General features: G+C 72.5%; 31 protein-coding genes. 19 read left to right on the forward strand and 12 right to left on the reverse strand.

Annotation, left to right across the window (positions count from 1 at the left end):
- Positions 1–29: 29 nt before the first annotated feature.
- Positions 30–602, forward strand: a complete 573-nt coding sequence (locus AMYTH_RS0139235) for a TetR/AcrR family transcriptional regulator (RefSeq protein WP_027934817.1) — start codon at positions 30–32, stop codon at positions 600–602.
- A 1-nt stretch (position 603) separates the two neighbouring features.
- On the opposite strand, the gene AMYTH_RS0139240 is transcribed toward AMYTH_RS0139235, so the two are convergent.
- Together AMYTH_RS0139240 and AMYTH_RS0139245 are read right to left on the reverse strand one after the other, a co-directional pair.
- Positions 604–1,029, reverse strand: coding sequence for a GNAT family N-acetyltransferase (locus tag AMYTH_RS0139240; RefSeq protein ID WP_027934818.1), 426 nt, complete (start codon positions 1,027–1,029; stop codon positions 604–606).
- 17 nt (positions 1,030–1,046) lie between these two features.
- Entirely contained in the window at positions 1,047–1,592 is a 546-nt protein-coding gene (locus tag AMYTH_RS0139245) for an RNA 2'-phosphotransferase (protein ID WP_027934819.1), read from the reverse strand.
- Positions 1,593–1,685: 93 nt separating this feature from the next.
- On the opposite strand from AMYTH_RS0139245, the gene AMYTH_RS48395 reads away from it, so the two are divergent.
- Positions 1,686–2,063: a DUF2695 domain-containing protein gene (locus AMYTH_RS48395; protein ID WP_084022766.1), complete on the forward strand. Its 378-nt coding sequence runs from the start codon at positions 1,686–1,688 to the stop codon at positions 2,061–2,063.
- 544 nt (positions 2,064–2,607) lie between these two features.
- On the opposite strand, the gene soxR is transcribed toward AMYTH_RS48395, so the two are convergent.
- Positions 2,608–3,069, reverse strand: coding sequence for a redox-sensitive transcriptional activator SoxR (soxR, locus tag AMYTH_RS0139250; RefSeq protein WP_020421831.1), 462 nt, complete (start codon positions 3,067–3,069; stop codon positions 2,608–2,610).
- A gap of 52 nt (positions 3,070–3,121) precedes the next feature.
- On the opposite strand from soxR, the gene AMYTH_RS0139255 reads away from it, so the two are divergent.
- Both AMYTH_RS0139255 and AMYTH_RS0139260 read left to right on the forward strand, forming a co-directional pair.
- On the forward strand, positions 3,122–3,820 hold the full coding sequence (locus tag AMYTH_RS0139255) for a thiamine pyrophosphate-dependent enzyme (RefSeq protein WP_027934820.1): 699 nt from the start codon (positions 3,122–3,124) through the stop codon (positions 3,818–3,820).
- Positions 3,821–3,826: 6 nt separating this feature from the next.
- Positions 3,827–4,723, forward strand: a complete 897-nt coding sequence (locus AMYTH_RS0139260; protein WP_027934821.1) for a transketolase family protein — start codon at positions 3,827–3,829, stop codon at positions 4,721–4,723.
- Between the two features lie 308 nt (positions 4,724–5,031).
- On the opposite strand, the gene AMYTH_RS0139265 is transcribed toward AMYTH_RS0139260, so the two are convergent.
- Positions 5,032–5,361: a hypothetical protein gene (locus AMYTH_RS0139265; RefSeq protein ID WP_228685150.1), complete on the reverse strand. Its 330-nt coding sequence runs from the start codon at positions 5,359–5,361 to the stop codon at positions 5,032–5,034.
- A 109-nt stretch (positions 5,362–5,470) separates the two neighbouring features.
- Here AMYTH_RS0139265 and hisH point away from each other — a divergent pair, with 109 nt between their 5' ends.
- Positions 5,471–6,100 (forward strand): imidazole glycerol phosphate synthase subunit HisH, encoded by a 630-nt coding sequence (gene hisH, locus AMYTH_RS0139270; RefSeq protein WP_037323030.1) that lies wholly within the window; start codon positions 5,471–5,473, stop codon positions 6,098–6,100.
- A gap of 51 nt (positions 6,101–6,151) precedes the next feature.
- Positions 6,152–6,892: a bifunctional 1-(5-phosphoribosyl)-5-((5-phosphoribosylamino)methylideneamino)imidazole-4-carboxamide isomerase/phosphoribosylanthranilate isomerase PriA gene (priA, locus tag AMYTH_RS0139275; protein ID WP_017984015.1), complete on the forward strand. Its 741-nt coding sequence runs from the start codon at positions 6,152–6,154 to the stop codon at positions 6,890–6,892.
- Here the strand turns inward: priA and AMYTH_RS0139280 are convergent.
- Both AMYTH_RS0139280 and AMYTH_RS0139285 read right to left on the reverse strand, forming a co-directional pair.
- Positions 6,876–7,256: a PPOX class F420-dependent oxidoreductase gene (locus AMYTH_RS0139280; RefSeq protein ID WP_027934823.1), complete on the reverse strand. Its 381-nt coding sequence runs from the start codon at positions 7,254–7,256 to the stop codon at positions 6,876–6,878. The genes priA and AMYTH_RS0139280 overlap by 17 nt on opposite strands.
- Before the next feature lie 18 nt (positions 7,257–7,274).
- Positions 7,275–8,123 carry a DMT family transporter gene (locus tag AMYTH_RS0139285; RefSeq protein ID WP_037323032.1) on the reverse strand — a complete coding sequence of 283 codons (849 nt, stop codon included), beginning with the start codon at positions 8,121–8,123 and terminating at the stop codon, positions 7,275–7,277.
- Between the two features lie 34 nt (positions 8,124–8,157).
- Here AMYTH_RS0139285 and hisF point away from each other — a divergent pair, with 34 nt between their 5' ends.
- On the forward strand, positions 8,158–8,931 hold the full coding sequence (gene hisF, locus AMYTH_RS0139290) for an imidazole glycerol phosphate synthase subunit HisF (protein WP_027934825.1): 774 nt from the start codon (positions 8,158–8,160) through the stop codon (positions 8,929–8,931).
- Entirely contained in the window at positions 8,928–9,281 is a 354-nt protein-coding gene (gene hisI / locus AMYTH_RS0139295) for a phosphoribosyl-AMP cyclohydrolase (RefSeq protein WP_017984011.1), read from the forward strand. Before hisF ends, hisI begins: the two co-directional genes overlap by 4 nt.
- Here the strand turns inward: hisI and AMYTH_RS0139300 are convergent.
- On the reverse strand, positions 9,278–9,892 hold the full coding sequence (locus AMYTH_RS0139300; RefSeq protein WP_027934826.1) for a TetR/AcrR family transcriptional regulator: 615 nt from the start codon (positions 9,890–9,892) through the stop codon (positions 9,278–9,280). The two genes, hisI and AMYTH_RS0139300, sit on opposite strands and share 4 nt — an antisense overlap.
- A 94-nt stretch (positions 9,893–9,986) precedes the next feature.
- Between AMYTH_RS0139300 and AMYTH_RS0139305 the strand changes: the two genes are divergently transcribed.
- From AMYTH_RS0139305 to AMYTH_RS0139355, 11 genes are all read left to right on the forward strand, one after another.
- Complete coding sequence (locus AMYTH_RS0139305; protein WP_027934827.1) at positions 9,987–11,549, forward strand: anthranilate synthase component I; 1,563 nt, start codon at positions 9,987–9,989, stop codon at positions 11,547–11,549.
- Positions 11,527–12,078, forward strand: a complete 552-nt coding sequence (locus AMYTH_RS0139310; protein WP_037323033.1) for a Trp biosynthesis-associated membrane protein — start codon at positions 11,527–11,529, stop codon at positions 12,076–12,078. The genes AMYTH_RS0139305 and AMYTH_RS0139310 overlap by 23 nt, the downstream gene beginning before the upstream one ends.
- A gap of 145 nt (positions 12,079–12,223) precedes the next feature.
- Positions 12,224–13,033 (forward strand): indole-3-glycerol phosphate synthase TrpC, encoded by an 810-nt coding sequence (trpC, locus tag AMYTH_RS0139315; protein WP_027934829.1) that lies wholly within the window; start codon positions 12,224–12,226, stop codon positions 13,031–13,033.
- Complete coding sequence (gene trpB / locus AMYTH_RS0139320; protein ID WP_027934830.1) at positions 13,012–14,247, forward strand: tryptophan synthase subunit beta; 1,236 nt, start codon at positions 13,012–13,014, stop codon at positions 14,245–14,247. Before trpC ends, trpB begins: the two co-directional genes overlap by 22 nt.
- The gene (trpA, locus tag AMYTH_RS0139325) at positions 14,244–15,035 is read left to right on the forward strand and encodes a tryptophan synthase subunit alpha (RefSeq protein WP_027934831.1); all 792 of its coding nucleotides are present in this window, start codon (positions 14,244–14,246) and stop codon (positions 15,033–15,035) included. Before trpB ends, trpA begins: the two co-directional genes overlap by 4 nt.
- Before the next feature lie 55 nt (positions 15,036–15,090).
- Positions 15,091–15,594 (forward strand): DUF3291 domain-containing protein, encoded by a 504-nt coding sequence (locus tag AMYTH_RS0139330; protein ID WP_027934832.1) that lies wholly within the window; start codon positions 15,091–15,093, stop codon positions 15,592–15,594.
- Positions 15,591–16,268: an MOSC domain-containing protein gene (locus AMYTH_RS0139335; protein ID WP_027934833.1), complete on the forward strand. Its 678-nt coding sequence runs from the start codon at positions 15,591–15,593 to the stop codon at positions 16,266–16,268. Before AMYTH_RS0139330 ends, AMYTH_RS0139335 begins: the two co-directional genes overlap by 4 nt.
- 106 nt (positions 16,269–16,374) lie before the next feature.
- Positions 16,375–16,926, forward strand: a complete 552-nt coding sequence (locus AMYTH_RS0139340) for a Uma2 family endonuclease (protein ID WP_027934834.1) — start codon at positions 16,375–16,377, stop codon at positions 16,924–16,926.
- A 23-nt stretch (positions 16,927–16,949) separates the two neighbouring features.
- Positions 16,950–17,117 (forward strand): hypothetical protein, encoded by a 168-nt coding sequence (locus AMYTH_RS49740; RefSeq protein WP_020419677.1) that lies wholly within the window; start codon positions 16,950–16,952, stop codon positions 17,115–17,117.
- 37 nt (positions 17,118–17,154) lie between these two features.
- On the forward strand, positions 17,155–18,084 hold the full coding sequence (gene lgt / locus AMYTH_RS46510; RefSeq protein ID WP_228685152.1) for a prolipoprotein diacylglyceryl transferase: 930 nt from the start codon (positions 17,155–17,157) through the stop codon (positions 18,082–18,084).
- Positions 18,085–18,129: 45 nt separating this feature from the next.
- Entirely contained in the window at positions 18,130–18,432 is a 303-nt protein-coding gene (locus tag AMYTH_RS0139355; protein ID WP_027934835.1) for a hypothetical protein, read from the forward strand.
- Here the strand turns inward: AMYTH_RS0139355 and AMYTH_RS0139360 are convergent.
- The 5 genes from AMYTH_RS0139360 to AMYTH_RS0139385 form a co-directional block, all read right to left on the reverse strand.
- Positions 18,425–19,492 carry an NAD(P)H-dependent amine dehydrogenase family protein gene (locus tag AMYTH_RS0139360; RefSeq protein WP_027934836.1) on the reverse strand — a complete coding sequence of 356 codons (1,068 nt, stop codon included), beginning with the start codon at positions 19,490–19,492 and terminating at the stop codon, positions 18,425–18,427. The two genes, AMYTH_RS0139355 and AMYTH_RS0139360, sit on opposite strands and share 8 nt — an antisense overlap.
- Entirely contained in the window at positions 19,489–20,271 is a 783-nt protein-coding gene (locus AMYTH_RS0139365; protein WP_027934837.1) for an SDR family oxidoreductase, read from the reverse strand. Before AMYTH_RS0139365 ends, AMYTH_RS0139360 begins: the two co-directional genes overlap by 4 nt.
- 390 nt (positions 20,272–20,661) lie before the next feature.
- On the reverse strand, positions 20,662–21,438 hold the full coding sequence (locus AMYTH_RS0139375) for an ABC transporter ATP-binding protein (RefSeq protein WP_027934839.1): 777 nt from the start codon (positions 21,436–21,438) through the stop codon (positions 20,662–20,664).
- Positions 21,435–22,463, reverse strand: a complete 1,029-nt coding sequence (locus AMYTH_RS0139380) for a FecCD family ABC transporter permease (RefSeq protein ID WP_027934840.1) — start codon at positions 22,461–22,463, stop codon at positions 21,435–21,437. Before AMYTH_RS0139380 ends, AMYTH_RS0139375 begins: the two co-directional genes overlap by 4 nt.
- On the reverse strand, positions 22,456–23,379 hold the full coding sequence (locus tag AMYTH_RS0139385; RefSeq protein WP_400988320.1) for an ABC transporter substrate-binding protein: 924 nt from the start codon (positions 23,377–23,379) through the stop codon (positions 22,456–22,458). The genes AMYTH_RS0139380 and AMYTH_RS0139385 overlap by 8 nt, the downstream gene beginning before the upstream one ends.
- Positions 23,380–23,541: the final 162 nt, after the last annotated feature.

The raw sequence follows: 23,541 nt of genomic DNA on the forward strand, positions 1-23,541 counted from the left end.
CGGCTGCTGACGAGGAGGTTCACCAGTCGATGGCAGCCGTGGCCGGACACGAAGACACCCGTACCCGCCTGCTCGCCACGGCATTGCGGCTGTTCACCGCGCACGGGGTCGAGGGCACGTCGCTGCAGATGATCGCCGACGAGCTCGGCGTCACGAAGGCCGCGGTGTACTACCACTTCAAGACGAAGGACGAGATCACCGAGGCCGTGGTCGAGCCCGGGCTGCGCGAGCTGGAGTCGATCGTCGGGGAGGCGGCGCGGGAGCGCAGGCCGGGCGCCCGGATCGACCACATGCTGGCCGGGTTCGTCGACCTCGTGGTCCGGCACCGGGCGCTGGTCGCGTTGTTCTCCAGCGACCCCGGGGTGGCGCGGGCGCTGGAGAAGCACTTCTTCGGCAAGGAGAGCTGCATGGTCGGGATGATGACGATCCTGAGCGGCCCCGATCCCGATCCGGCGCGGGTGGTCGCCACGCACGCCGCCGTCGCCGGGATCGCGCTGGCCGGCGGTTCGCCCGACCTGGCGCACTACGACGACGACACCCTGCGCGAGTCGCTGCTCGAGGTGGGGCGCAAGCTGCTCGGCCGCCCACGCAGGCGCGCCTGACTCAGGAGAGCGGCAGCGTCAGGCAGGTCGCGGTCTCGGCGAAGCCCAGCCGCTCGAAGTAGCCGGGGATGTGCCTGGCGATGACGTGCACTTCGACGGCCCCGGCGCGCCGTGCCCGCCGGACGACCGCGTCGACGAGCATCCCGCCGATCCCCTGCCCGCGGTGCGCCTGCGCGACCACGAGTTCCAGCAGGTGGCTGACCGGCCCGCCGGCGTGCAGCGACAGGACCCGGGCGGCGAGCACGTAGCCGACGACCTCGCCGTCGCGGTCGGCCACCAGGAAGTCGGTGTCGTCGTAGGTCATCGCCGCGATGAGCTGCTCGTAGTTGTGGTCGAACGCCGCCCGTCGAGGTTGTCCGCCTGCGGACTGGCCCAGCAGGGTGAAGACGGCTACGGCGTCGGTGACATCGGCTGGCCTGATCCGCACCCGTTCATTGTGATCGGTCAGTGACGGCTCAGGTACTGCGGAGGCACCGCACGGGTGAGCCAGACGCCGTTCGCGCTGACCTGGAAGCGGTGGCCGTCGCGGGTCATCGCCGCAGCGTCGACGGCCAGCACGACGGGGTTGCCGTGCCGCGAGCCGACGCGCACGGCGGCCTCGGTGTCACGCGAAAGGTGCACGTCGTGGCGGGAGCGCGGGCGCAGGCCCTCCCGGAGGATGGCGGGCAGGAACCGTTCCGCCGTGCCGTGGAAGAGCGTCGGCGGCGGGTCGGCGTCCGGCAGGCCGAGGTCGACGTCCACGCTGTGCCCCTGGCTGGCCCGGATGAGTGTCCCGGTGTCGTCGAAGGCGAAGCGGCGTTTGTCGTTGCCTGCCACGACTTCGTCGAGTTGCGCCCGGGAGAGCGGAAGCCCGTGGCCGGCGAGCGCGGTGAGCAGTTCGGTGACCGGGACCCAGCCGCCGGGACCGAGGGCCAGGCCGATTTCGCCGGGCCGGTGTCGGAGGTGCCGGGACAGCCGCTTGGACACCCGGATGATCGTTCTTTCGTCCATGTTGCTCCCAGTTGCGCACGATCGGGTGAGGCAGCGCAAGGTTTTTGTCGGAGGCCGCTGGTAGTCAGGGAGCACGAACCGAAGGAGGGTCCGATGACGAACGCCGGCCTGCTCGACCTGTGGACCGAGCCGCAGGAACGGGAATGCCTCGGCTGCTACGTGAGCCGCCTGCTGGCCGATTTCGGCTGCGACAGCACGCTGCGCTGGACGCGGCGCTGGCGTGCCCTGCGTGCCCCAGGTGTTGCGGCGCTCGACCGGCTGTTCCGAAGACACGACGTGAAGTGCGACTGCGGCGTACCGGCCGCGCTCGGAGCCGCGGCACGCTCCGACGCGCCGGCCGCACTCGGCGCCGCGGCGTGCTCCGGCGCGCCCCCACCGTGCGCGGGAGTCCGCCGTGGCTCGACAAGGCCCTGCTCGATGTGGGGCCGACCGCCTGACACTCCCGGCGGCGCCCGCGGCTCGCCGATTTGAGCGCCAGCTCCCGGATCGCGCTCGCCGCCTCAAGCGGGCGCCCCGGCACTTCCGATGATTGAGCACCCGTCGTGGCGGCTGCGCCCCCCCGGGGAGCGGCTTGGCTTCGCGCGCGTGCCTGGCCGCCGCCGAGACAACCCTGGGAGGAGGGTTTGGCTCCGCGCGCGCCTGGCGGCCGCCGAGGCCATCGTCGCCCACCCGTCAGCCCCCGTATCGCGGTCACCAGAAGGAGGCGATGGCGCCGGCACTTCCGATGATTGAGCACCGGTCGTGGCGGCTGCGCCCCCCCGGGGAGCGGCTTGGCTTCGCGCGGGTGCCTGGCCGCCGCCGAGACCACCCTGGGGGGCGGTTTGGCTCCGCGCGTGCCTGGCGGCTGCCGAGGCCACCGTCGCCCACCTGTCATTCCCCATGTCGCGGTCACCAGAAGGAGGCGATGCCCCGGCACTCCCGAAAGCAAGCACCCATCGCGCCGGCTGCGCGCCACCCTCGCCGGCTGCGCGCCACACTCGGCCAGCTGCGCGCCACTCTCGGCCACCCTCGCCGACTAAGCGCCGCCCTCGGTGGCGGGCTTGAGTCCCCGCGCGCCGGGGCCGTACTGCGCCATCCGGTCGTCGGTGTTGTAGAGCCCGCACACGCGCAGCGACAGGCACCCGCACCCGACGCAACCCGTCAGCCGGTCGCGCAGCCGCTGCAGGGCGTCGATCCGGGCGTCGAGTTCGTCCTGCCACCCGCGGGACAGCCGGGCCCAATCGGCCTTCGTCGGGGCGTGGTCGCGTGGCAGGGTGGACAGCGCGTCGTGGATTTCCTCGAGGCTGAGCCCCACCCGCTGCGCCGCCCGGATGAACGCGATCCGGCGCAGCACCGATCGCGGGTACCGGCGCTGGTTCCCGGCCGAGCGCTCGGAGGTGATCAGGCCCCGGTCCTCGTAGAAGCGCAACGCCGTGTGCGGCACGCCGCTGCGCTCCGCGACCTGGCCAATGGTCAGGTGGTCGGCAAGCTTGGTCACGACGCCAGCCTAGCCTTGACTTCAACTTAAGTCGAGGTTGCACGGTCGATGCATGGAGAACACGACCAGGGGGCTGGGCTACGCCGACCTGCCGGCGCTGATCGACGCCATGCGCGGCGACGAGAAGCATTCCGGTGCGGCGGAGTCCACAGTAGATGTGCTGTGGGTGCTGTACGACCGGGTGCTGAACGTGTCGCCGGAGGCTCCGGACGATCCGGCCCGCGACCGGTTCCTGTTGTCGAAGGGCCACGGGCCGATGGCCTACTACGCGGTCCTGGCCGCCAAGGGGTTCCTCGACCCCGCGGAACTGGCCGGCTGGGCGGGCAGCGAGTCACGGCTGGGCTACCACCCGGACCGGACGCTCGTGCCCGGCGTGGAGATCTCCAGCGGGTCGCTGGGGCACGGGCTCGCGCTCGGCGTCGGCATGGTGTTCGGGCTGCGCGCGCAGGGACTTACCGAACCGAAGGTGGTGGTGCTGACCGGGGACGCGGAGCTCGACGAGGGCTCCAACCACGAGGCGATCGCGCTCGCCGGACGGGCGTCGATGGCCCAGCTGACCACGGTGGTGGTCGACAACCAGTCGGCGACGCACGGCTGGCCGGGTGGCATCGCGGAGCGCTTCGCCGTCGAGGGCTGGGCCACGCGCACGGTCGACGGCCGCGACCACGACGCGTTGCACGCCGCGTTCACCACACCGCACCCGGACCGGCCGCTGTGCGTGGTCGCCGTCGTCGAACCGAAGGGGAGCTGAGCCGTGATCGGAATGCGGGACGCCTTTCTGTCCACAATGGAACAGGTGCTCGACGAGGACCCGCGGGTCGCGGTCGTGCTGGCCGACATCTCCGCGGCGTCGCTGGAAGCCGCCCGGCGCCGGCACCCGGACCGGGTCATCAACGTCGGCATCCGGGAGCAGGCGCTGATCGGCGTCGCGGGCGGGCTGGCGCTGACCGGGATGCGGCCCGTGGTGCACACGTTCCCGTCGTTCCTCGTGGAGCGGCCCTACGAGCAGGTCAAGCTGGACCTGACCCACCAGGGCGCGGGCGCGGTGCTCGTCTCGTGGGGCGGTTCGTACGACATGCCGACCGCCGGCCGCACCCACCAGTCGCCTGCGGACGTCGCGCTCATCGACGCCATCCCGGGCTGGACCGTGCACGTGCCGGGGCATCCGGACGAGGCGGTGTCGCTGCTGCGCGAGGCGCTGCCCGGTGACGGCACGGTGTACCTGCGCCTGAGCGGCCAGTCCAACGCGCGCCCGCGCCCGGGGCCGGGCATGCAGGTGGTGCGCCAGGGTGGGCGCGGGGTCGTGCTGGCGGTCGGCCCGATGCTGGATCGCGTGCTGGCCGCGGCCGAGGACATGGACGTGACGGTGCTCTACGCGAAGACCGTCCGTCCCTTCGACGCCGAGACCCTACGCGCGGCCGTGGCCGGGACCGGGGTGGCGGACGTCGTGCTGGTCGAGCCGTACCTGGCAGGCACGTCGGCCCACCAGGTCAGCGAGGCCCTCGTGGAGGTCCCGCACCGCCTCCGGGCACTCGGCACCAGCCGCGACGCGGAGGTGCGCAGGTACGGCGAGGTCACCGACCACGACCTGGCGCACGCCCTCGACGAGGCGAGCATCGCGGCCGCCCTGAAGGCCTTCCTGCGCCCGGACTGAACGGACGCGGTGAAGGCCCGGAGCCACCCGGCGAATTTCACCCACCCGGGGCAGGCTGGGACGTGCGGCACGTCACCCCAGCGCCGCCGAAGGGACACCGCATCGCGGGCCGTCCGGAGGCCGCCTGCGGCACGAGTGGCCTGACTTGCACTGGCGGCCGGGCGGGGAGGGCAGCTGAAGACCGCTGTGCGAGGGCGCTCGCGCCGGCCCCACGGCCCGATGGCGCCGCGCTCCCCGCAGCACGGGAAGCGCCGCCGTGGGACGCCGGTGCAGTGCCTCCGCGAGGACCTGCCGGAGAACCTGCCGGTTCAATCGCCTCCCGGGGTGTGTTCCGGCAGCAGCCGGCACAGCGCCTCGGCGCTCACCTGCAGGTCTTCGGCTGCCGCGGCGGCCTGTTCCAGCTTGCTGCGGATCGTCTGGAACGCGAGCAGCCCCAGTTCGTGCTCCCGCTCCCGCAGCACCGGGCACGCCCGCAGGTCGTCGAGCACACGCGTCACCGCCGTGGCGAGAGTGGTCAGCCCTTCGAGCAGCTCGCGCACCTCGTCCGGGCCCAGCAGACCGCTCTCCAGCTCGTCCAGCGTCTTGGCCAGCTCCCTGGCCCGCTCACCGGACCCGTGGGCTTCGCTCTGCGACGACATCGTCACTCCCTACCGCGGCGCCCTCTCGCAGCCTTCCCCCGCCTGCCGCAATCAAACGCCTCCGAGCCGCCCGGCGGAACCACCCGTGCGAAGCCTCTAGACTGGTCAGGTGGCTCGCGTCGTGATTCTGGACTATGGATCGGGGAACCTGCGCTCCGCCGAGCGCGCCGTGCGGCGCGTCGGCGCCGAGGTCGAGGTGACGGCCGACCCGCATGCGGCGCTGGAAGCCGACGGCCTCGTCGTCCCCGGCGTCGGCGCCTACGCGGCCTGTATGGCGGGCCTGCTGTCCGTGGGCGGGGAGAAGATCATCGGCAGCCGTCTCGCCGGCGGGCGTCCCGTCCTGGGCATCTGCGTCGGCATGCAGATCCTGTTCGAGCGCGGCGTCGAGCACGGCGTGGAGACCGAGGGCACCGGCGAGTGGCCCGGCACGGTCGACCGCCTGCACGCCGACGTCGTCCCCCACATGGGTTGGAACACCGTCCGCGCGCCCGAGGACTCGCAGCTGTTCGCCGGCCTCGACGCCGACGCGCGGTTCTACTTCGTGCACTCCTACGCCGCCCGCAGCTGGCAGCTCGACTCCGGCCTGCCCGGCCAGCAGCCCAAGGTGACGTGGGCGCACCACGGCGAGGACTTCGTCGCGGCCGCGGAGAACGGCCCGCTGTGGGCGACCCAGTTCCACCCGGAGAAGTCCGGCGACGCGGGCGCCCACCTGCTGGAGAACTGGCTGCGCAGCCTCTGACCGGCCCCACCCTCCGGGCACCTGGGCGCCGTTGCTCCTTATAGTGGCCGCGTGACGTTCACCCTCCTTCCCGCCGTCGATGTGGCCGATGGCCAGGCCGTGCGTCTCGTCCAGGGCGAGGCGGGCACGGAAACCTCCTACGGCAGCCCGCTCGACGCGGCGCTCGCCTGGCAGCGGGACGGCGCGGAGTGGATCCACCTCGTCGACCTCGACGCCGCATTCGGCAAGGGCGACAACAAGGAACTGATCGCCCGCGTGGTCGGCGAGCTGGACGTGCAGGTCGAGCTGTCCGGCGGCATCCGCGACGACGCGTCGCTGGAGGCCGCGCTCGCCACCGGGGCGCGCCGGGTGAACCTGGGCACCGCGGTGCTCGAAGATCCGGAGTGGACCGCGAAGGTCGTCGCCACCTACGGCGACCGCGTCGCGATCGGTCTCGACGTGCGCATCACCGAGGACGGCCACCGGCTCAAGGGCCGCGGCTGGACCAGCGACGGCGGCGACCTGTGGGAGGTCCTGGAGCGCCTGGACCGGGACGGCGCCTCGCGCTACGTGGTCACCGACGTCAGCAAGGACGGCACGCTCAAGGGCCCGAACCTGGACCTGCTCGCGGAGGTCGCCGCCCGCACCGACGCCCCGGTGATCGCCTCCGGCGGCGTGTCCAGTTTGGACGACCTGCGCGCGCTGGCCGGCCTCGCCGCCGACGGCGTCGAGGGCGCCATCATCGGCAAGGCCCTCTACGCGGGCGCGTTCACGCTGCCGCAGGCCCTGGAAGCGGTCAGCCCGCGAGTTTGATCGCCAGGCCGATCGTCTTCTGGCGGCCCCGCAGCCTGCTGAAGAACATCGTCACCTGACCGACCACCCCGTACTTGCGCGCGATCGCCGAGCGCGCCCGCTCGGTGGCCGCGTCGTCCAGGAGCCGGGCCTGCCCGGTCACCACCGGCCCGTGGGTCTCGCGGCCGCGGAAGTCGCAGCCCTGCAGCGTGACCTCGGGGTTGTTGCGGATCCGCTTGATCTTGCCCGCCGTCCGGTCGCTCCACACGACGATCTCGCCGTCGTGGCCGGCGGCCCACACCGGCGTCGGCACGGGCGTGCCGTTCTTGCGGAACGTCGTCAGCAGGAGGTACTTCTCGGCGGCGATGTGCTCGAAATCCGACATGCCCCAACGGTAGCGTGATCAGCGCGGCACTGGTGTCCGCTGTGGACTGTCGACCTCGCCGAACCGGGCCAGCGCCAGCGCCGCCGCCACCGCGACCACGAACCCGGCCACGGCCACCGGCGCGAACCCGGCGCGCGTCGAATCGCCCAGCAGGACCACGCCGATCAGCGACGGAACCACGGTCTCGCCGACCACCATCAGCGCGGTGGCCGTCGTGACGCTGCCGCGCTGCAGGGCCGAGGCGTAGAACAGCATCGCGAGCACCCCGGCCGCGGCGAGGGCGTACGCGGCGGGATCGGTCAGCACCGCGGTCACGCCCGTCGCGTCCAGGACGCGCCCGGCCAGTGCGACCACGCCGAAGCACAACCCGGAGACCAGCCCAAGCGCCGGCGTGCGGACGTGCTCGGGAGCGCGCCCGACGGTCCAGCCCGCGGTGGCCAGCAACGCGACGGCCACGAGCAGGCCGACGTGGAACGCCGTGCCCACCGGCGCGGAACCCTCGCTCCGCGCGGACACGCCGAGCAGCGCCAGCCCGGCGCACACCAGCGCGATCGCGCCCCACTCCCGGCCGGACAGCCGCACGCCGAGCGTGAGCGCCGCCACGGCCGTGACGGCGAGGCTCGCCGCGAGCGCGGCCTGCACCACGAACAGCGGCAGCACCCGCAAGGCGGCCAGTTGCGCCACGAACCCCACGACGTCCAGACCGAGCCCGAGCACGTACCGCCACTGCCGCAGCACGCGCACGAGCAGCCGCGGGTCCACCCCGGACCCGCCGTCGTCCACCGCGCGGGCCGCGACGGCCTGGAACACGGACGCGACCCCGTAGGCGACCGCGGCGGCCACCGCGCACAGCAACCCCCACCACACTCACGCCACTCTAGGGAACATCTACCCTGGTGGCATGGGTGTAGCGGTCAGGGTGATCCCGTGTCTGGACGTCGACGCGGGCCGGGTGGTGAAGGGCGTCAACTTCGCCGACCTCAGGGACGCCGGCGATCCGGTCGAGCTGGCGCGGGCCTACGACGCGGAGGGCGCCGACGAGCTGACCTTCCTCGACGTGACCGCATCCTCGGGCAACCGCGAGACCACTTTCGACGTGGTCCGGCGCACGGCCGAGCAGGTGTTCATCCCGCTGACCGTCGGCGGCGGTGTGCGCGCCTGCGACGACGTCGACCGCCTGCTGCGCGCGGGCGCGGACAAGGTGAGCATCAACACGGCGGCGATCGCCCGCCCCGAGCTGCTGCGCGAGGCCTCCCGCCGCTTCGGTGCGCAGTGCATCGTGCTGTCGGTCGACGCGCGGCGCGTGCCGGAGGGGTCGGAGCCGACGCCGTCCGGGTTCGAGGTGACCACCCACGGCGGCCGCCGCGGCACCGGCATCGACGCGGTCGAGTGGGCCCAGCGTGGCGAGGAGCTGGGCGTCGGCGAGATCCTGCTGAACTCGATGGACGCCGACGGCACCAAGGCCGGCTTCGACCTGGAGCTGATCGAGAAGACCCGCAAGGTCGTCACCGTGCCGGTGATCGCCAGCGGGGGAGCGGGCGCGGTCGAGCACTTCCTGCCCGCGGTGCGGGCCGGGGCGGACGCCGTGCTCGCCGCCAGCGTGTTCCACTTCGGACAGTTGAAGATCGGCGCGGTCAAGGACGCCCTGCGCGCCGGTGGGGTCGAGGTCCGGTGAGCCTGGCACCCGAGCTGGCCCAGCGGCTCAAGCGCACCGCCGACGGCCTGGTGTGCGCGGTCGTGGTCGACCACGCGACCTCCGACGTGCTGATGGTGGCCTGGATGAACGACGAGGCGCTGGAGCGCACGCTGACCACGCGCCGCGGCACGTACTTCTCGCGCAGCCGCCAGGAGCTGTGGGTCAAGGGCGAGACGTCCGGGCACGTGCAGCACGTGCGTGAGGTCCGCCTCGACTGCGACGCGGACACGCTGCTGGTGCGCGTCGACCAGACGGGCCCCGCCTGCCACACCGGCACCCGCACCTGCTTCGACGGTGCGGACCGCCTGCTGCTGGCCGACGACGCCTAGTCGATGTCGCCGGTCAGGTAGCGCTGCAACGTCGGGCCGACGGCCGCCGCCAGGGTTTCGACGTCCGTGGTCGAGAACGGCTCGAATTTCGCCACGTACCGGGCCATCCCCATGCCGACCATCTGCGACGCGCACAGCGTCGCGCGCAGCTCCGGCCGGTCCGGCGACACCCGGCTGACCACGTTCTCCAGCACGTGCCGGATCAGGAAGTCCTTGAGGCTCAACGCGGCCTGGTCGTGGCTGGCGATGCTGCGCACCAGCGCCGGGAACGCGCCGCCCTCGGTCGCGTCCCACACCGTCAGGAACCGCCGCACGATCCGCTTCCCGAGCTCGTCCACCGGGCCGTCCAGGAGCTGCGACAGGAGCTCGACCGGGTCGAACGGCAGCTGCAGCACGGCCTGCGCGAACAGGCCCTCCTTGCCGCCGAACCAGTGGTTCACCATGGCCGCGTCGACACCGGCGCGGGCGGCGATCGCGCGCACGGTCGCGCCCTCGTAGCCGCTTTCACTGAAGACCTCGCGCGCGGCGGCCACGAGCGCGGCCCGGGTGTCCTGGCCGCCGGGCCGGCGGCCGCGCCGCTTGGCGGGCGTAGGCTGTTCCGCGGTGCTCACCCCTCCATCATGACTCGGACGGAACCAAAATTCAACAGAGTCTGAATTAACGCCCGGTGCGCAGAGTGTCGGACCCGGGCGGCACAATGGCCCCATGGTCAGTGCGAATCCCACCGACGGCGGCCTCGGTTCGGTGAGCCCCGCGCGCGACGAGTTCCGTGCCCTCGCCGAGGGCCGTCGCGTGATCCCGGTGGTCCGGCGGCTGCTCGCCGACGGCGAAACGCCCGTCGGGGTCTACCGCAAGCTCGCGGCCGACCGCCCGGGCACGTTCTTGTTCGAGTCGGCCGAGAACGGGCAGTCGTGGTCGCGCTGGTCCTTCATCGGGGTCCGCAGCCCCGCCGCGCTGACCGTGCGGGACGGCAAGGCCGTGTGGGAGGGCACCCCGCCGGTGGGCCTGCCCGCCGAGGGCGACCCGCTGACCGTGCTGCGGGAGACGGTCGCCGCGCTGCACACCGAGCCGCTGCCGGGCATGCCGCCGCTGACCGGCGGGATGGTCGGCTACCTCGGCTACGACGCGGTGCGCTGGCTGGAGAAGCTGCCGGAGCTGGCGGAGAAGGACCTCGACATCCCCGAGCTGACCATGCTGCTGGCGACCGACCTGGCCGCCGTGGACCACCACGAGGGCACGGTCACGCTCATCGCGAACGCGGTCAACTGGGACGACAGCCCGGAGCGGGTCGACGCGGCCTACGACGACGCCGTCCGCCGCCTGGAGGAGATGACCGAGCGGCTCGGCGCGGCGGCCCCCGCGACCGCCGCCGTCTTCGACCGCCCTGTCCCGGAGTTCGAGCGCCGCCGCACGCAGGCCGACTACTTCGCCGCGGTGGAGAAGGCCGTCGAGGCGATCAAGGCCGGCGAAGCGTTCCAGGTCGTGCCCTCGCAACGGTTCGAGATCCCCACCCAGGCCGACGCGCTGGACATCTACCGCGTGCTCCGCACCTCCAACCCCAGCCCGTACATGTACCTGCTGCGGCTGGACGGGTTCGACATCGTCGGCTCCAGCCCCGAGTCGCTGGTCACCGTGCGGGACGGCCGCGCCACCACGCACCCGATCGCGGGCACCCGCTGGCGCGGCGCCGACCCGGAGGAGGACGCGCAGCTGGCCAAGGACCTCCTTGCCGACGAGAAGGAGCGCGCCGAGCACCTGATGCTGGTCGACCTCGGCCGCAACGACCTGGGCAAGGTCTGCAAGCCCGGCACCGTGCGGGTGGTCGACTTCTTCGCCATCGAGCGCTACAGCCACGTCATGCACATCGTGTCCACCGTCACCGGGGAGCTGGCCGAGGACAAGACCGCGTTCGACGCGGTGGCCGCGTGCTTCCCGGCCGGCACGCTCTCCGGCGCCCCCAAGGTGCGCGCGATGGAGCTGATCGAAGAGCTGGAGCCGACCCGCCGCGGTCTCTACGGCGGCGTCGTCGGCTACCTCGACTTCGCGGGCGACGCCGACACGGCCATCGCGATCCGCACCGCCCTGATCCGGGACGGGATCGCGTACGTGCAGGCGGGCGGCGGCGTGGTGGCCGACTCGGTGCCCGAGTACGAGGACAACGAATGCCTGAACAAGGCCCGCACGGTGCTCTCCGCGGTCGCCGCCGCGCAGACCATGGCGCCGCCGCGGAAGCTGGACCCGGCCGATGACGTCGCCAGCGTCCAGTAAGCGTCCACTGTGGATCGTCGCGGCCGCGCTCCTGCTGGCCGCGGCCGCGCTGTGGGGTTCCTCGCGGCTGGTCTGGGCCGCCGAGCTGCGCGACGCGGGCGTGCGCGGGATGGTGCTGGACAAGCACACCGGCGAGCAGGAGTCAGTCGCGCTGGTGCCGCTGGCCGTGCTCGCGCTGGCCGGGGTCGCCGGGCTGATCGCCGCGGGCGGCTGGCTGCGGCGCGCGCTGGGCGTGCTGGTCGCGCTGGCCGGCATCGCCGCGGGCTGGATCGCGATCGACGGCTGGCGCTTCGGCGGCTTCCCGGAGGGTGCGCCCACCGCGCAGATCTTCGCCGGGCGCGGACTGGCCCTGCTGGCGGGAATTCTGATGCTCGTCGCGGGGTTGTTCGCCATCAAGGGCGCCGGCCGCATGGCGAAGCTGGGCGCGCGCTACGAGGCCCCGGCCGGCCGGAAGAAGGCCGCGAAGGATCCGGACGCGGAGTTGTGGGAGGCGCTGTCGGAGGGCGAGGACCCGACTACTGATCGGTAGGCGGCGATTTCCGCTGCCGGACAAGGCAAGTCCGACCCGGAACCGGTCCGCACAGGTGGGCGGGTTAGCATCTTTTCTGCGGGAAGGGGAAGGTGTTTGTGAGCCAGCTTTCGAGTGAATGTGCGACAACCGGTGAGGTTGCGCCGTGACCGTTCTCGAAGACATCGTCGCCGGCGTCCGGGAAGATCTCGCCGAACGGGAGAAGGCGCTCCCGTTCGACGAGCTGAAGCGGCTCGCCGCGCAGGCGCCGCCGCCGCGGGACGCCATGTCCGCGCTGCGTGACTCGTCGATCGGCGTCATCGCCGAGGTCAAGCGCCGCAGCCCGTCCAAGGGTGCGCTGGCCGACATCCCCGACCCCGCCGCGCTCGCCAAGGACTACGAGGCGGCAGGCGCGCGCGTCATCAGCGTCCTCACCGAGGAGCGCCGGTTCGGCGGCTCGCTGGCCGACCTGGACGCCGTCCGCGCCGCGGTCGACATCCCGATCCTCCGCAAGGACTTCATCGTCACCCCCTACCAGGTCCACGAGGCCCGCGCACACGGCGCCGACCTGGTCCTGCTGATCGTCGCGGCGCTGGAGCAGAACGCCCTCATGGCGCTGCTCGACCGCGTCGAGTCGCTGGGCATGACGGCGCTGGTCGAGGTGCACAACGCCGAGGAGGCCGACCGGGCGCTGGAGGCCGGCGCCAAGGTCATCGGCATCAACGCCCGCAACCTGCACACCCTCGAGGTCGACCGGGACGTCTTCGGCCGTCTCGCGCCGGGCCTGCCGTTCGACACGGTGAAGGTCGCCGAGTCCGGTGTCCGCGGCCCCGGCGACCTGATGGCCTACGCCGGGCACGGCGCCGACGCGGTCCTGGTCGGCGAGGGCCTGGTGGCCTCGGGCGACCCGAAGGGCGCACTGATGAAGCTGGTCACCGCCGGATCGCACCCCGCATGCCCGAGGCCGAGCCGATGAGCGAGCACGAGCAGCACGACGCGCACGACCCCGACGAGCGCGGCTACTGGGGCCCCTACGGTGGCCGGTTCATGCCGGAGGCGCTGATCGGCGTCGTCGACGAGGTGTCCGCCGAGTACGACAAGGCCCGGCTCGACCCGGAGTTCCAGGCCCAGTTCAAGCGCCTGCTGCGCGACTACGCCGGACGGCCGTCGCTGCTCACCGAGGCCGAGCGGTTCGCCGAGCACGCGGGCGGCGCGCGGATCTTCCTCAAGCGCGAGGACCTCAACCACACCGGCTCCCACAAGATCAACAACGTGCTGGGCCAGGCGCTGCTCACCAAGCGGATGGGCAAGAAGCGGGTCATCGCCGAGACCGGCGCGGGCCAGCACGGCGTCGCCACCGCCACCGCGTGCGCCCTGATGGGCCTCGAGTGCGTGGTCTACATGGGCGAGGTCGACACCGAGCGGCAGGCGCTGAACGTGGCGCGGATGCGGCTGCTCGGCGCCGAGGTGATCCCGGTCAAGACCGGTTCGCGCACCCTCAAGGACGCGATCAACGAGGCGCTGCGGGACTGGGTCGCCAACGCCGACACCACGCACTACCTGTTCGGCACCGCCGCCGGGCCGTACCCGTTCCCGATGATGGTGCGCAACTTCCACAAGGTCATCGGCGAGGAGGCCCGCGCGCAGATCCTCGAGCAGACCGGGCGGCTGCCGGACGCGGTCGCGGCCTGCGTCGGCGGCGGGTCCAACGCGATCGGCATCTTCCACGGCTTCATCGACGACCCGGACGTGCGGCTCGTCGGCCTGGAGCCGGGCGGCGAGGGCATCGACGGCAACCGCCACGGCGCCACCCTGACCAAGGGCACGCCGGGCAACCTGCACGGCGCGATGTCGTACCTCCTGCAGGACGAGGACGGCCAGACGGTCGAGTCGCACTCCATCTCGGCCGGCCTGGACTACCCGGGCGTCGGCCCCGAGCACGCGTGGCTCAAGGACAGCGGCCGTGCCGAGTACCGGCCGGTCACCGACGCCGAGGCGATGGACGCGTTCGCGCTGCTGTCCCGCACCGAGGGCATCATCCCGGCGATCGAGTCGGCCCACGCGCTGGCCGGAGCCATCCAGCTCGGCAAGGAGCTGGGCCGGGACGGGCTCATCGTGGTGAACCTGTCGGGCCGCGGCGACAAGGACATGGACACCGCCGCGAAGTACTTCGGATTGGTGGAGAAGTGACCGGGCTGCAGGATCTGTTCGCTCAGACGAAGAGCGAGGGCCGCGCCGCGCTGGTCGGCTACCTGCCCGCCGGGTACCCGACGGTGCCGGGCTCGAAGGACCTGCTCGCGGCCCTGATCGACGGCGGCGCGGACCTCGTCGAGGTCGGCGTGCCGTACTCCGACCCGGTGATGGACGGCCCGACGATCCAGCTCGCCGCGGACGCCGCCCTGAAGAACGGCTTCCGGCTGCGGAACCTGTTCGAGGTCGTCGAGTCGGTGTCGGCCCGCGGTGGTCGCGCGGTCGTGATGACCTACTGGAACCCGGTGCGCCAGTACGGGGTGGAGAAGTTCGCGCGCGACCTCGCCGCCGCCGGTGGCCTCGGCCTCATCACGCCGGACCTGATCCCGGACGAGGCAGGCGACTGGATGGCCGCGTCCGAGCAGCACGGCCTGGACCGCATCTTCCTGGTCGCGCCGTCCTCGTCGGAGGAGCGGATCGACCTGACCGTCAAGGCGTCCTCCGGGTTCGTGTACGCGGCCGCGGTCATGGGCGTCACCGGCGCGCGGGACCAGGTCAGCAGCGGCGCGGCCGAGCTGGTGGCGCGCACCAGGGCGCACACGGACCTGCCGATCGGTGTCGGCCTGGGTGTCCGGTCGCGTGAGCAGGCGGCCGAGATCGCCGGGTTCGCGGACGCCGTGATCGTGGGGTCGGCGCTGGTGTCGGCCGCCGCGGGCGGCACCGAACCGGTGCACGCGCTGGCCGGTGAGCTCGCCGAGGGCGTGCGTCAGGCCGTCGCCAACGCCTGAGGATTCCACGGCAAAACACGTGGCTTCCGCGCCGATCGATCGGCAGACTGGCGGCATGGCCTATGAACTCGCGCAGGTGAACGTCGGCCGCCTGGTCGCCCCGCTGACGTCGCCCCAGCTCAAGGACTTCGTGGACGCGCTCGACCCGGTCAACGCGCTCGCCGACGCCGCACCCGGTTTCGTGTGGCGCATGCAGACCGAGGACGGCAACGCGACCGCGATCCGCGCCTTCGAGTGGGACACGGGCACCAGCGCGGGGGTCATCGTCAACATGTCGACGTGGCGTTCGGTCGAGGACCTGGCCGCGTACGTGTACTCGGGGGAGCACCGGGCGGTGCTCAAGCGCCGCCGCGAGTGGTTCGAGCGGATGCCCGAGACGTTCACCGCGCTGTGGTGGGTGCCCGAGGGGCACCGGCCGGGCACCGACGAGGCCGAGGACCGGATCCGGCACCTGCGGGCCCACGGGCCGACGCCGTACGCGTTCACCTTCCGCGAGACGTTCCCGCCCGGCGGCGCCGTGCCCGAGCCCGGGCAGGCCGACTGGTTCTGCAAGGCATGAGCATGGCGAAGGTGCTGTCGGTCAACATCGGGACGAAGCGCGAGCTGCGGGAGGCCGATCTCGGGGTCACCGGGATCGACAAGCGCCCCGTCGACGGTCCGGTGGCGGTGGCCGCGCCCGGCCCGCGCGGCGTCGGCGCGAGCGGCGTGGCCGGTGACGTGATCTGCGACCTGCGCCACCACGGCGGCGACGACCAGGCGGTGTACGTGTACGCGCGGGAGGACCTGGACGTCTGGGCGGCGGAACTGGGCCGCGAGCTGCCACCCGGCGTGTTCGGCGAAAACCTGACCACGACGGGCGTCGACGTGACCGGGGCGCTGATCGGGGAGCGGTGGCGGGTCGGCTCGTCGCTGGTGCTGGAGGTGACCTCGCCGCGCATCCCGTGCCGCACGTTCGCCGGCTGGCTCGGCGAACGCGGCTGGGTGAAGACGTTCACGCAGCGCGCGCTGCCCGGCGCCTACTTCCGGGTGCTCGAGCCGGGCTCAGTCCAGGCCGGCGACGCGGTGACGGTGCTGTCGCGGCCCGACCACGGCGTGACGATCGGGCTCGCATTCCGGGCGTTCACCACTGAGCCCGCGCTGCTGCCCGACCTGGCCACCGTGGAGGCCCTGCCGGAGTACGACAAGCGCAAGATACGCCGCGCCCTGGAGCGGCGAGGAGCCTCCGCGGGCTAGGACGGCCGGTGCCGGGTGGAAGGGTGTCCTCGCGTTTCGGATGAACCGGGGGACGATATGCCACACTGGCCGGAAAAGGGGCCTGCGGCGGGAACGGAGGTGAGCCGTGGCAGCACCGGCTGAACCGGACTACCTCGTGCCGAAGCACGACGGTGAATGGACCGTGGAGGACGTTCTCGGGCTGCCTGAGGACCACGGCAGCCGCATCGAGCTGGTCGATGGGGGCCTGCTCGTGAGCCCCGCGCCCAAGTCAGGTCATCAGCGGCTCCTGCAGAAGTTGCAGGTCGCGCTGTCGCCGGTACTCCCCGCCGGGACCGAACTGCTGCCGGGAGTGAACGTCCGGCTGCCAGGGCAGCGGTTGCTGATCCCGGATTTCGCGGTCGTGACCACACCTGGCCTCGAGGTCGTCTACTACCAGGCGCAGGATCTCCTCATCGCCGCGGAGATCGTCTCGCCGTCGAGCCGGGTGCAGGACCGGGTGCTCAAGCGGCAGCTCTACGCGGAGGCGGGCGTCCCGTTCTACCTCCTCGTCGAGACTGACGGCCCGGCGGTGCTGTTCGAGCTCGCCGACGGCGAGTACCGCGAGAGCGCGCGCAGCGAGGGCGGCAAGCTCACCTTCACCGAGCCCTTCGCGGCCACCCTCGACCTCACCCGCTGATCCGGGCGTGGCAGGCTGTCCGCATGGCCCGGCCTTCTCCCCTGCAGGTGCGCAGTCTCGTCATCGCCGTGGTGGCGGCTCTGGTGGCGGTCTGGAACGTCACCCAGGGTGGCCCGTGGTACCTCACCGCGATCTTCGGCGTCGGGTGTGTGCTCGCGATCGGGTCGGCCGTCCTCAACCGCGCGGGCTGACCCACGCACTTCACACCGCGCACGTTACGGTGAGCGCGTGAATTCCGCCTCGGCTGTGTTCCTCGCGACGATCCCGAGCCCGGACCGCGGCGTCTGGCACCTGGGACCGATCCCGATCCGCGCCTACGCGCTCTGCATCATCGCCGGCATCATCCTCGCCATCTGGTGGGGCGACCGCCGCTGGGTGCAGCGCGGCGGCACCAAGGGCACGGTCGTCGACATCGCCGTGTGGGCCGTGCCGTTCGGTCTCGTCGGCGGGCGCCTGTACCACGTCATCACCGACTGGTGGCGCTACTTCGGCGAGGGCAAGGACCCGGTCAAGGCGCTCTACATCTGGGACGGCGGCCTCGGCATCTGGGGCGCGATCGCCCTCGGCGCGGTCGGCGCGTGGATCGGCTGCCGCCGCAAGGGCGTGCCGCTGCCCGCGATGGCCGACGCGATCGCCCCCGGCATCGTCGTCGCACAGGCCATCGGCCGCCTCGGCAACTACTTCAACCAGGAGCTCTACGGCGCGCACACCACGCTGCCCTGGGGCCTGGAGATCTACCAGCGCTTCGACCCGAACAACCCGACGATCCCCGACCAGGGGCCCAACGGCATCGCGTTCGGGCACATCCCGCTCGCCGACAGCCCGGTGCACCCGACGTTCCTGTACGAGCTGATCTGGAACCTGCTCATCGCGGCGCTGGTCGTCTACGCCGACCGCAAGATGCGCCTCGGCCACGGCCGCGCGTTCGCCCTGTACGTCGCCGGGTACACGCTGGGCCGGTTCTGGATCGAGCTGATGCGCACCGACGACGCCACCCACATCCTCGGCCTGCGGGTCAACACGTGGACGTCGATCCTCGTCTTCGCCGGCGCGATGGTCTACTTCGTCCTCGCCAAGCGGCGAGGGCCGCGCGAGGCGCCGGAAACGTTGCGCAGCAAGGACGACGACACCGAAAAGGTCGCGCCGGAACGCGAGTAGTTCTACTCACGCGCGCCACCGGCCGGGCGCGGCAGACTGGCGATCATGACCGAGGACCGGCGGCCGGGTGTGGCCTTCCTGGGGTTCGCGCTCGCGACCGGACTGCTGATCGCCGTCGTGACCGCCCTGGCCGGGGACGTCGTCGCCGGCTGGCACGCCGTCGAATACGCCTACGCGTTCATCGGGGTCACGTTCGGCGCGATCATCGGCGGGTCCCTGTGCCGGCTCGCGCGGCCGCCGTGGCGTTCCCTGGGCAGCGGGCTGCTCCTCGGTGGCGCGCTCGGTTTCGCGGCCCTCGTCGCCGCGGGCGTGGTCCTCTACATCGGCCTGAGGCAGTGGTCTAGCTGACCAGGCCGCGCCCCGTCACCAGCGGCAGGTCCAGCGCCGTCAGCAGCCCGGGCGGCGCCGCGACGACCGCGGGGATCGCGTTCACCAGGCGCATCGCCGTCGCCTTGAGGCCGGCCGTGTTGTGGTCGCCGTCCGTGCCGACCAGGCGCAGGTCCAGTGTGTAGTTCGGCTCGCCGGTCACCTGCACCCGGTAGCAGCCCTGCCCGGACGGCTGCGGCCAGTCCGGCCCCAGGTCCGGCCGCAGCCGCGTCACGTGCTCGAGCACGCACACCGGCCGTCCGCCGCGCATGCCGCGCACCTCGAACCGCAGCGCGGCCGCGGTGCCCTCGGCGATCGTGCCGCACGAGATGTCGAACGCCGACGGCGCCGGCAGCCGCTCGTAGCTCTCCTCGACCGCGTCCAGCTCCACGCCCAGCCCGGCCGCCAGCTGACGCACCACGCTGCCCCACGCCAGCGACAACACGCCGGGCTGCAGCAGCATGGGAGTCTCCTCGAGCGAGCCGCCGAAGCCCATGATGTCGAAGACGACCTTGCGGTTGTCGTAGGTCGAGTAGTCCAGGATCTCGAAGCAGCGCACCTCGTCGATCCGCTCGCACACACCGGTCAGCACCAGCGGCAGCCAGTCGTTGGCGAACCCCGGGTCGACGCCGTTCACCCACAGCGACGCGCCGCCTTCCGTCGCGGCCGCGCGCACCGGGCCGGACACCTCCTCGGGCACCACGCCGTCCGGGAACTGCAGGAACACCGGGCTGCTCGACACCACGTTCACCCCGGCCCGCAGGATCCGCTGCAGGTCGGCCAGCGCCTCCATCAACCGGTCGTCCGCCATCGCCGTGTAGACCACGCAGTCCGGTTCCAGTGCCAGCAGCGCGTCGGCGTCGGTGGTCGCCTCGACACCCAGCGTCCGGCCCAGGCCGGCCAGCTCACCGGCGTCGCGGCCGGCCTTGTCCGGGTTCGACACCCAGACACCCACCAGCTCCAGCTCCGGATGCGCGTCGATGCCCGCGATCGCGTGCCGCCCCACGTTGCCGGTGCTCCACTGCACCACCCGGTGCGTCACAGGTCCGGCAATCCGAGTTCGAGGTTGGGCGCCTGCAGCCCACCGTCCACTTCCAGCACCTTCCCCGTGACGAAGGAGCCGGCGGGGGAGGCCAGGTAGACGATCGCGGCCGCGACGTCCTCGACCTCGCCGAGCCGGCGCAACGGCGTGTCCGCCTCCATCTTCCCCTTGATCTCCGGGTTGTTCACCACCACTTCGAGCGCCGAGGTCGCCACCGACCCGACGGCGATCGCGTTGACCCGGATGCGCGGCGCGAGGTCGTAGGCGGCCAGGCGCGTGTAGTGGGCGAGCGCGGCCTTCGCGGTGCCGTAGGCGGCGAACCCGCGCCCGGCGACGCGGCCCATGTTCGACGAGATGTTGACGACCGCGCCGCCGTCGGTCATCAACGGCACCGCCGCGGTGGTGAGCGCGTGCGCCGTCGAGACGTTGAAGCGGAACGCCTCTTCGAGGAACTCGGGCGTCGTCTCGAGCAGAGGGCGGGGATAGGTGCCGCCGACGTTGTTGACCACGATGTCCACGCGGCCGAACTCGCCGACCGCGGCCTGCGCCAGGGCGGCGGCCGCGGCGGGATCGCTGAGGTCGGCAGGCACGACGTGCGCGCGGCGCCCGGCGTCGGCCACGCGCGCGGCGACGGCGTCCAGGTCGGTCTTCGTGCGGGAGGAGATCACCACGTCCGCACCGGCTTCGGCCAGCGCCACGGCGGCCCCCGCGCCGATGCCGCGCCCGGCCCCGGTGACCACGGCGACCCTGCCGGTCATGCGGAAACGATCGAGGATCATGCGCCCGACTGTAACAGGTTCTAGTTCTGTCCGGGGTGGAAGAACCGGTCGATCCAGGCGGCCGAACTCCCGCGCGCAGTCCGCGCGCAGCGTGTCCACGAACGCGTCGATCGTCGAGTCGATTTCCACCGGTCCTCCAGCGACAGGGACGTGAACTCGAAGTCGCCCCGCGACGGGCTGGTCTGCCATTCGCGCAGTGCGGTGGCGAGCTCGATCACCGGGAAGGCGCCCTCGGAGTAGATCTCCGCGCCGTCGCGCCGAATACCGCAGTTCCACCGCGTTCTCCCGTCTGTTCCGGCCCGGCCGGACCGGCAGCACGGCCAGTTCACCATGATCGCCGAGCCGGACCTCCGCCGCCGCACCGTAGTGTCGTGCGAGCGCTTCTCCGGGTCAGGGCCGTGTGGGGCGGATGGGCAGTACGGCCAGTTCACCGTGATCGCCGACGCGGACCTCTGCCGCTGCGCCGTAGTGCTGCGCCAGTGCCTTCGCGGTGAGCACCTCCGCGGGCGGCCCGGCTGCGACCGCCCGGCCGTCGTCGAGCAGGAGGAGCTGGTCGGCGTACTGCGCGGCGAACGTCAGGTCGTGCAGCGTCGACACCACCGTGATGCCGTCCTCGTGCCGCAGCCGGTCGATCAGCTCCAGCAGCGCCTGCGCGTGCCCGATGTCCAGGCCGGTGGTCGGCTCGTCGAGCAGCAGCAGGCTCGCCCGCTGCGCCAGCACCCGCGCCAGGACCGCCCGCTGGCGTTCGCCGCCGGACAGCATGTGCATCCGCCTGCCCGCCAGCTCACCAAGATCCAGCCGGGCCAGCACGTCCTCCACAATGGACAGATCCGCGCGGCTTTCCCGCGCCAGCAGGCCCAGGTGCGGTGTACGGCCGAGCAGCACGTAGTCGGTCACCGTCAGGCCCGCGGGCACGGCTGGGTCCTGTGGCGCGTAGCCGACCACGCGCGCGAGTTCCTTGCGTGGCAACCCGGAGCGGCCGCCGATGAGCACTTCCCCCTGTGGCGGCAGGAGTCCCGCCACCGTTTTGAGCAAAGTGGACTTACCGGCGCCGTTCGGGCCGACGATCGCCAGCCACCCGCCTGCCGGCACCTCGACGGATACCCCGTGCACCACCGGGCAATCGCCGTAGCCGGCCCGCACCGAGCGCAACGACAACGCGGTCACGAGAACCTCCTCCGCGACGAGCGCAGGATCCAGGCGAAGAACGGGGCCCCGGTGAACGCGGTGACCACGCCCAGCGGCAGCTCGCCCGGCATGACCGTGCGCGCCAGCTGGTCGGCCAGCACCAGGAACGCCGCGCCGCCGACCAGCGACAGCGGGATCACCACCCGGTAGCTGGCCCCGGCGAGCATCCGCACCACGTGCGGCACCACGATCCCGACGAACCCGATCAGCCCGCTCACCGACACCGCCGCCGCGGTGGCCAGCGACGCCGCCGCCAGCACCACCAGCCGGATCCGGCCGGGGCGCAGCCCCAGCGATGCCGCCTCCGCGTCGCCGAGTGCGAGCACGTCGAGCAGCCGCGCCGACAGGCACAGCACGACCGCGGCGAGCGCCACGTACGGCACGGCGATCAGGACCTCCCGCCACCCGCTCACGTTCAGCCCGCCCAGCATCCACGTGTAGACCTGCCGGATCGTCTCCGTGTTCAGCTGCTGCGCGAACGTCTGGATCGCGGTGAGGAACGACGCCACCGCGACCCCGGCCAGCAGCAGCGTGCTCGTGCTGCCGCCTGCCGAGCGGCCCACCAGCCAGCTCAGCCCGACCCCGCCGAGCGCGCCGGCGAACGCGGCCAGCGGCAGCGGCCCGACGACCCAGCCGCTGACCGCCGGGGCGAACACGACGACGAGCGTGGCCGCCATGCCCGCCCCGGCCGCCGCGCCCAGCAGGTACGGGTCGGCGAGCGGGTTGCGGAACACACCCTGGAACGTCGCCCCGGACACCGCGAGCGCCGCGCCCACGATCCCGGCCAGCAGGACCCGCGGCACACGCAGCTGCCACACGATCGCGGCCTCCCGCGCGGACAGCGGCGACTGCCCGCCGGTGAGCTGCGCCCAGATCTCGGCGAGCACCCGCTGCCAGCCGAGGTCGCTCGCGCCGACGAGCACGGCGAACAGCAGGACGGCCACGAGCACCACGAGCCCGGCGACCAGAACCGGGGCCCGCAGCCGCGTCCGGGTGTCAGGCACCGGTCCTGGCGACCGCGTCGGCGACCGTGCGGACGAGCTCGACGATCCGCGGGCTCCACCGCGAGGCGATGTCGTCGTCGAGCGCGATCACCTGGCCGCGTTGCACGGCGGTCAACGTGTTCCAGCCCGGCCGGGCGGCGACGGTCTGCGCGTTCTGCCCGCAGCACTTGCTGTCCGCGAGGAAGATCAGGTCCGGGTTGGACTGCAGGATGCGTTCGGCCGACAGCTGCGGGTAACCGCCGGAGGCGGTCGGATCGGCGCCGTCGGCGATGTTGGTGAGGCCGAACCGGGTGAGCACCTGCCCGGCGAAGGTCGCCGAGGTGACGCTGTAGAACGTCTGGTCCAGCTCCCAGTAGTAGGTCAGCGACCGCTTCGGGGTGTCCGCGACGATCTTGTCGATGTCGTCGCGGGTCTGCCGGGCCAGGCTCTCGCCCTCGGCCTGGTGCCCGGTCGCCTTGCCCAGCACCTCGAACTGCGCGTAGGCGTCGTCCAGCGTCTTCGCGTCCGGCATCACGAGGGTCTTGGTGCCGGTCCTGGCCAGCGCGTCGGCGAGACCGGTGGTGTCGGCGTAGACCACGACGAGGTCCGGCCGGTAGGCGGCGATCGCCTCCGGATCCGGGCTCAGGCCCGACAACTGGGTCCGCGGCGCCTGCTCCGGGAAGTTCGACGCCGAGTCCACCGCGACCACCTGCGGTCCCGCCCCGAGCGCGAACAACGTCTCGGTGGCCGACGGCGACAACGACACGATCCGCTGCGGCTGCCGGTCGAGCGTCACCGCCGGTGCGCCGGGCGCGGCGACCGTGACCGGGAAGACGCCCTCGGCTTCGGGTGGGGCGGTGGAATCCTCGGACGGCCGGGTGGCGCACCCGGCGAGTACGAGTAGAACGGCGAACAACGGTGCGATACGACGGAACACGGGAAGACCTCGGTTTCCGGCCGGCGTCACGGGGCCCCGTCCCGCACCCAGGCGTAACGGACGCCGCACCCCTGAGCCGGAGGCGAAAGGCGTCGGCGCGGCGGCAGGCGACCTGGCTCGACCGGGTGTGCACGCAGCGCACCCGAGTCATCACAGTTGCGG

Source organism: Amycolatopsis thermoflava N1165 (assembly GCF_000473265.1).
GTDB classification, from domain to species: domain Bacteria; phylum Actinomycetota; class Actinomycetes; order Mycobacteriales; family Pseudonocardiaceae; genus Amycolatopsis_E; species Amycolatopsis_E thermoflava.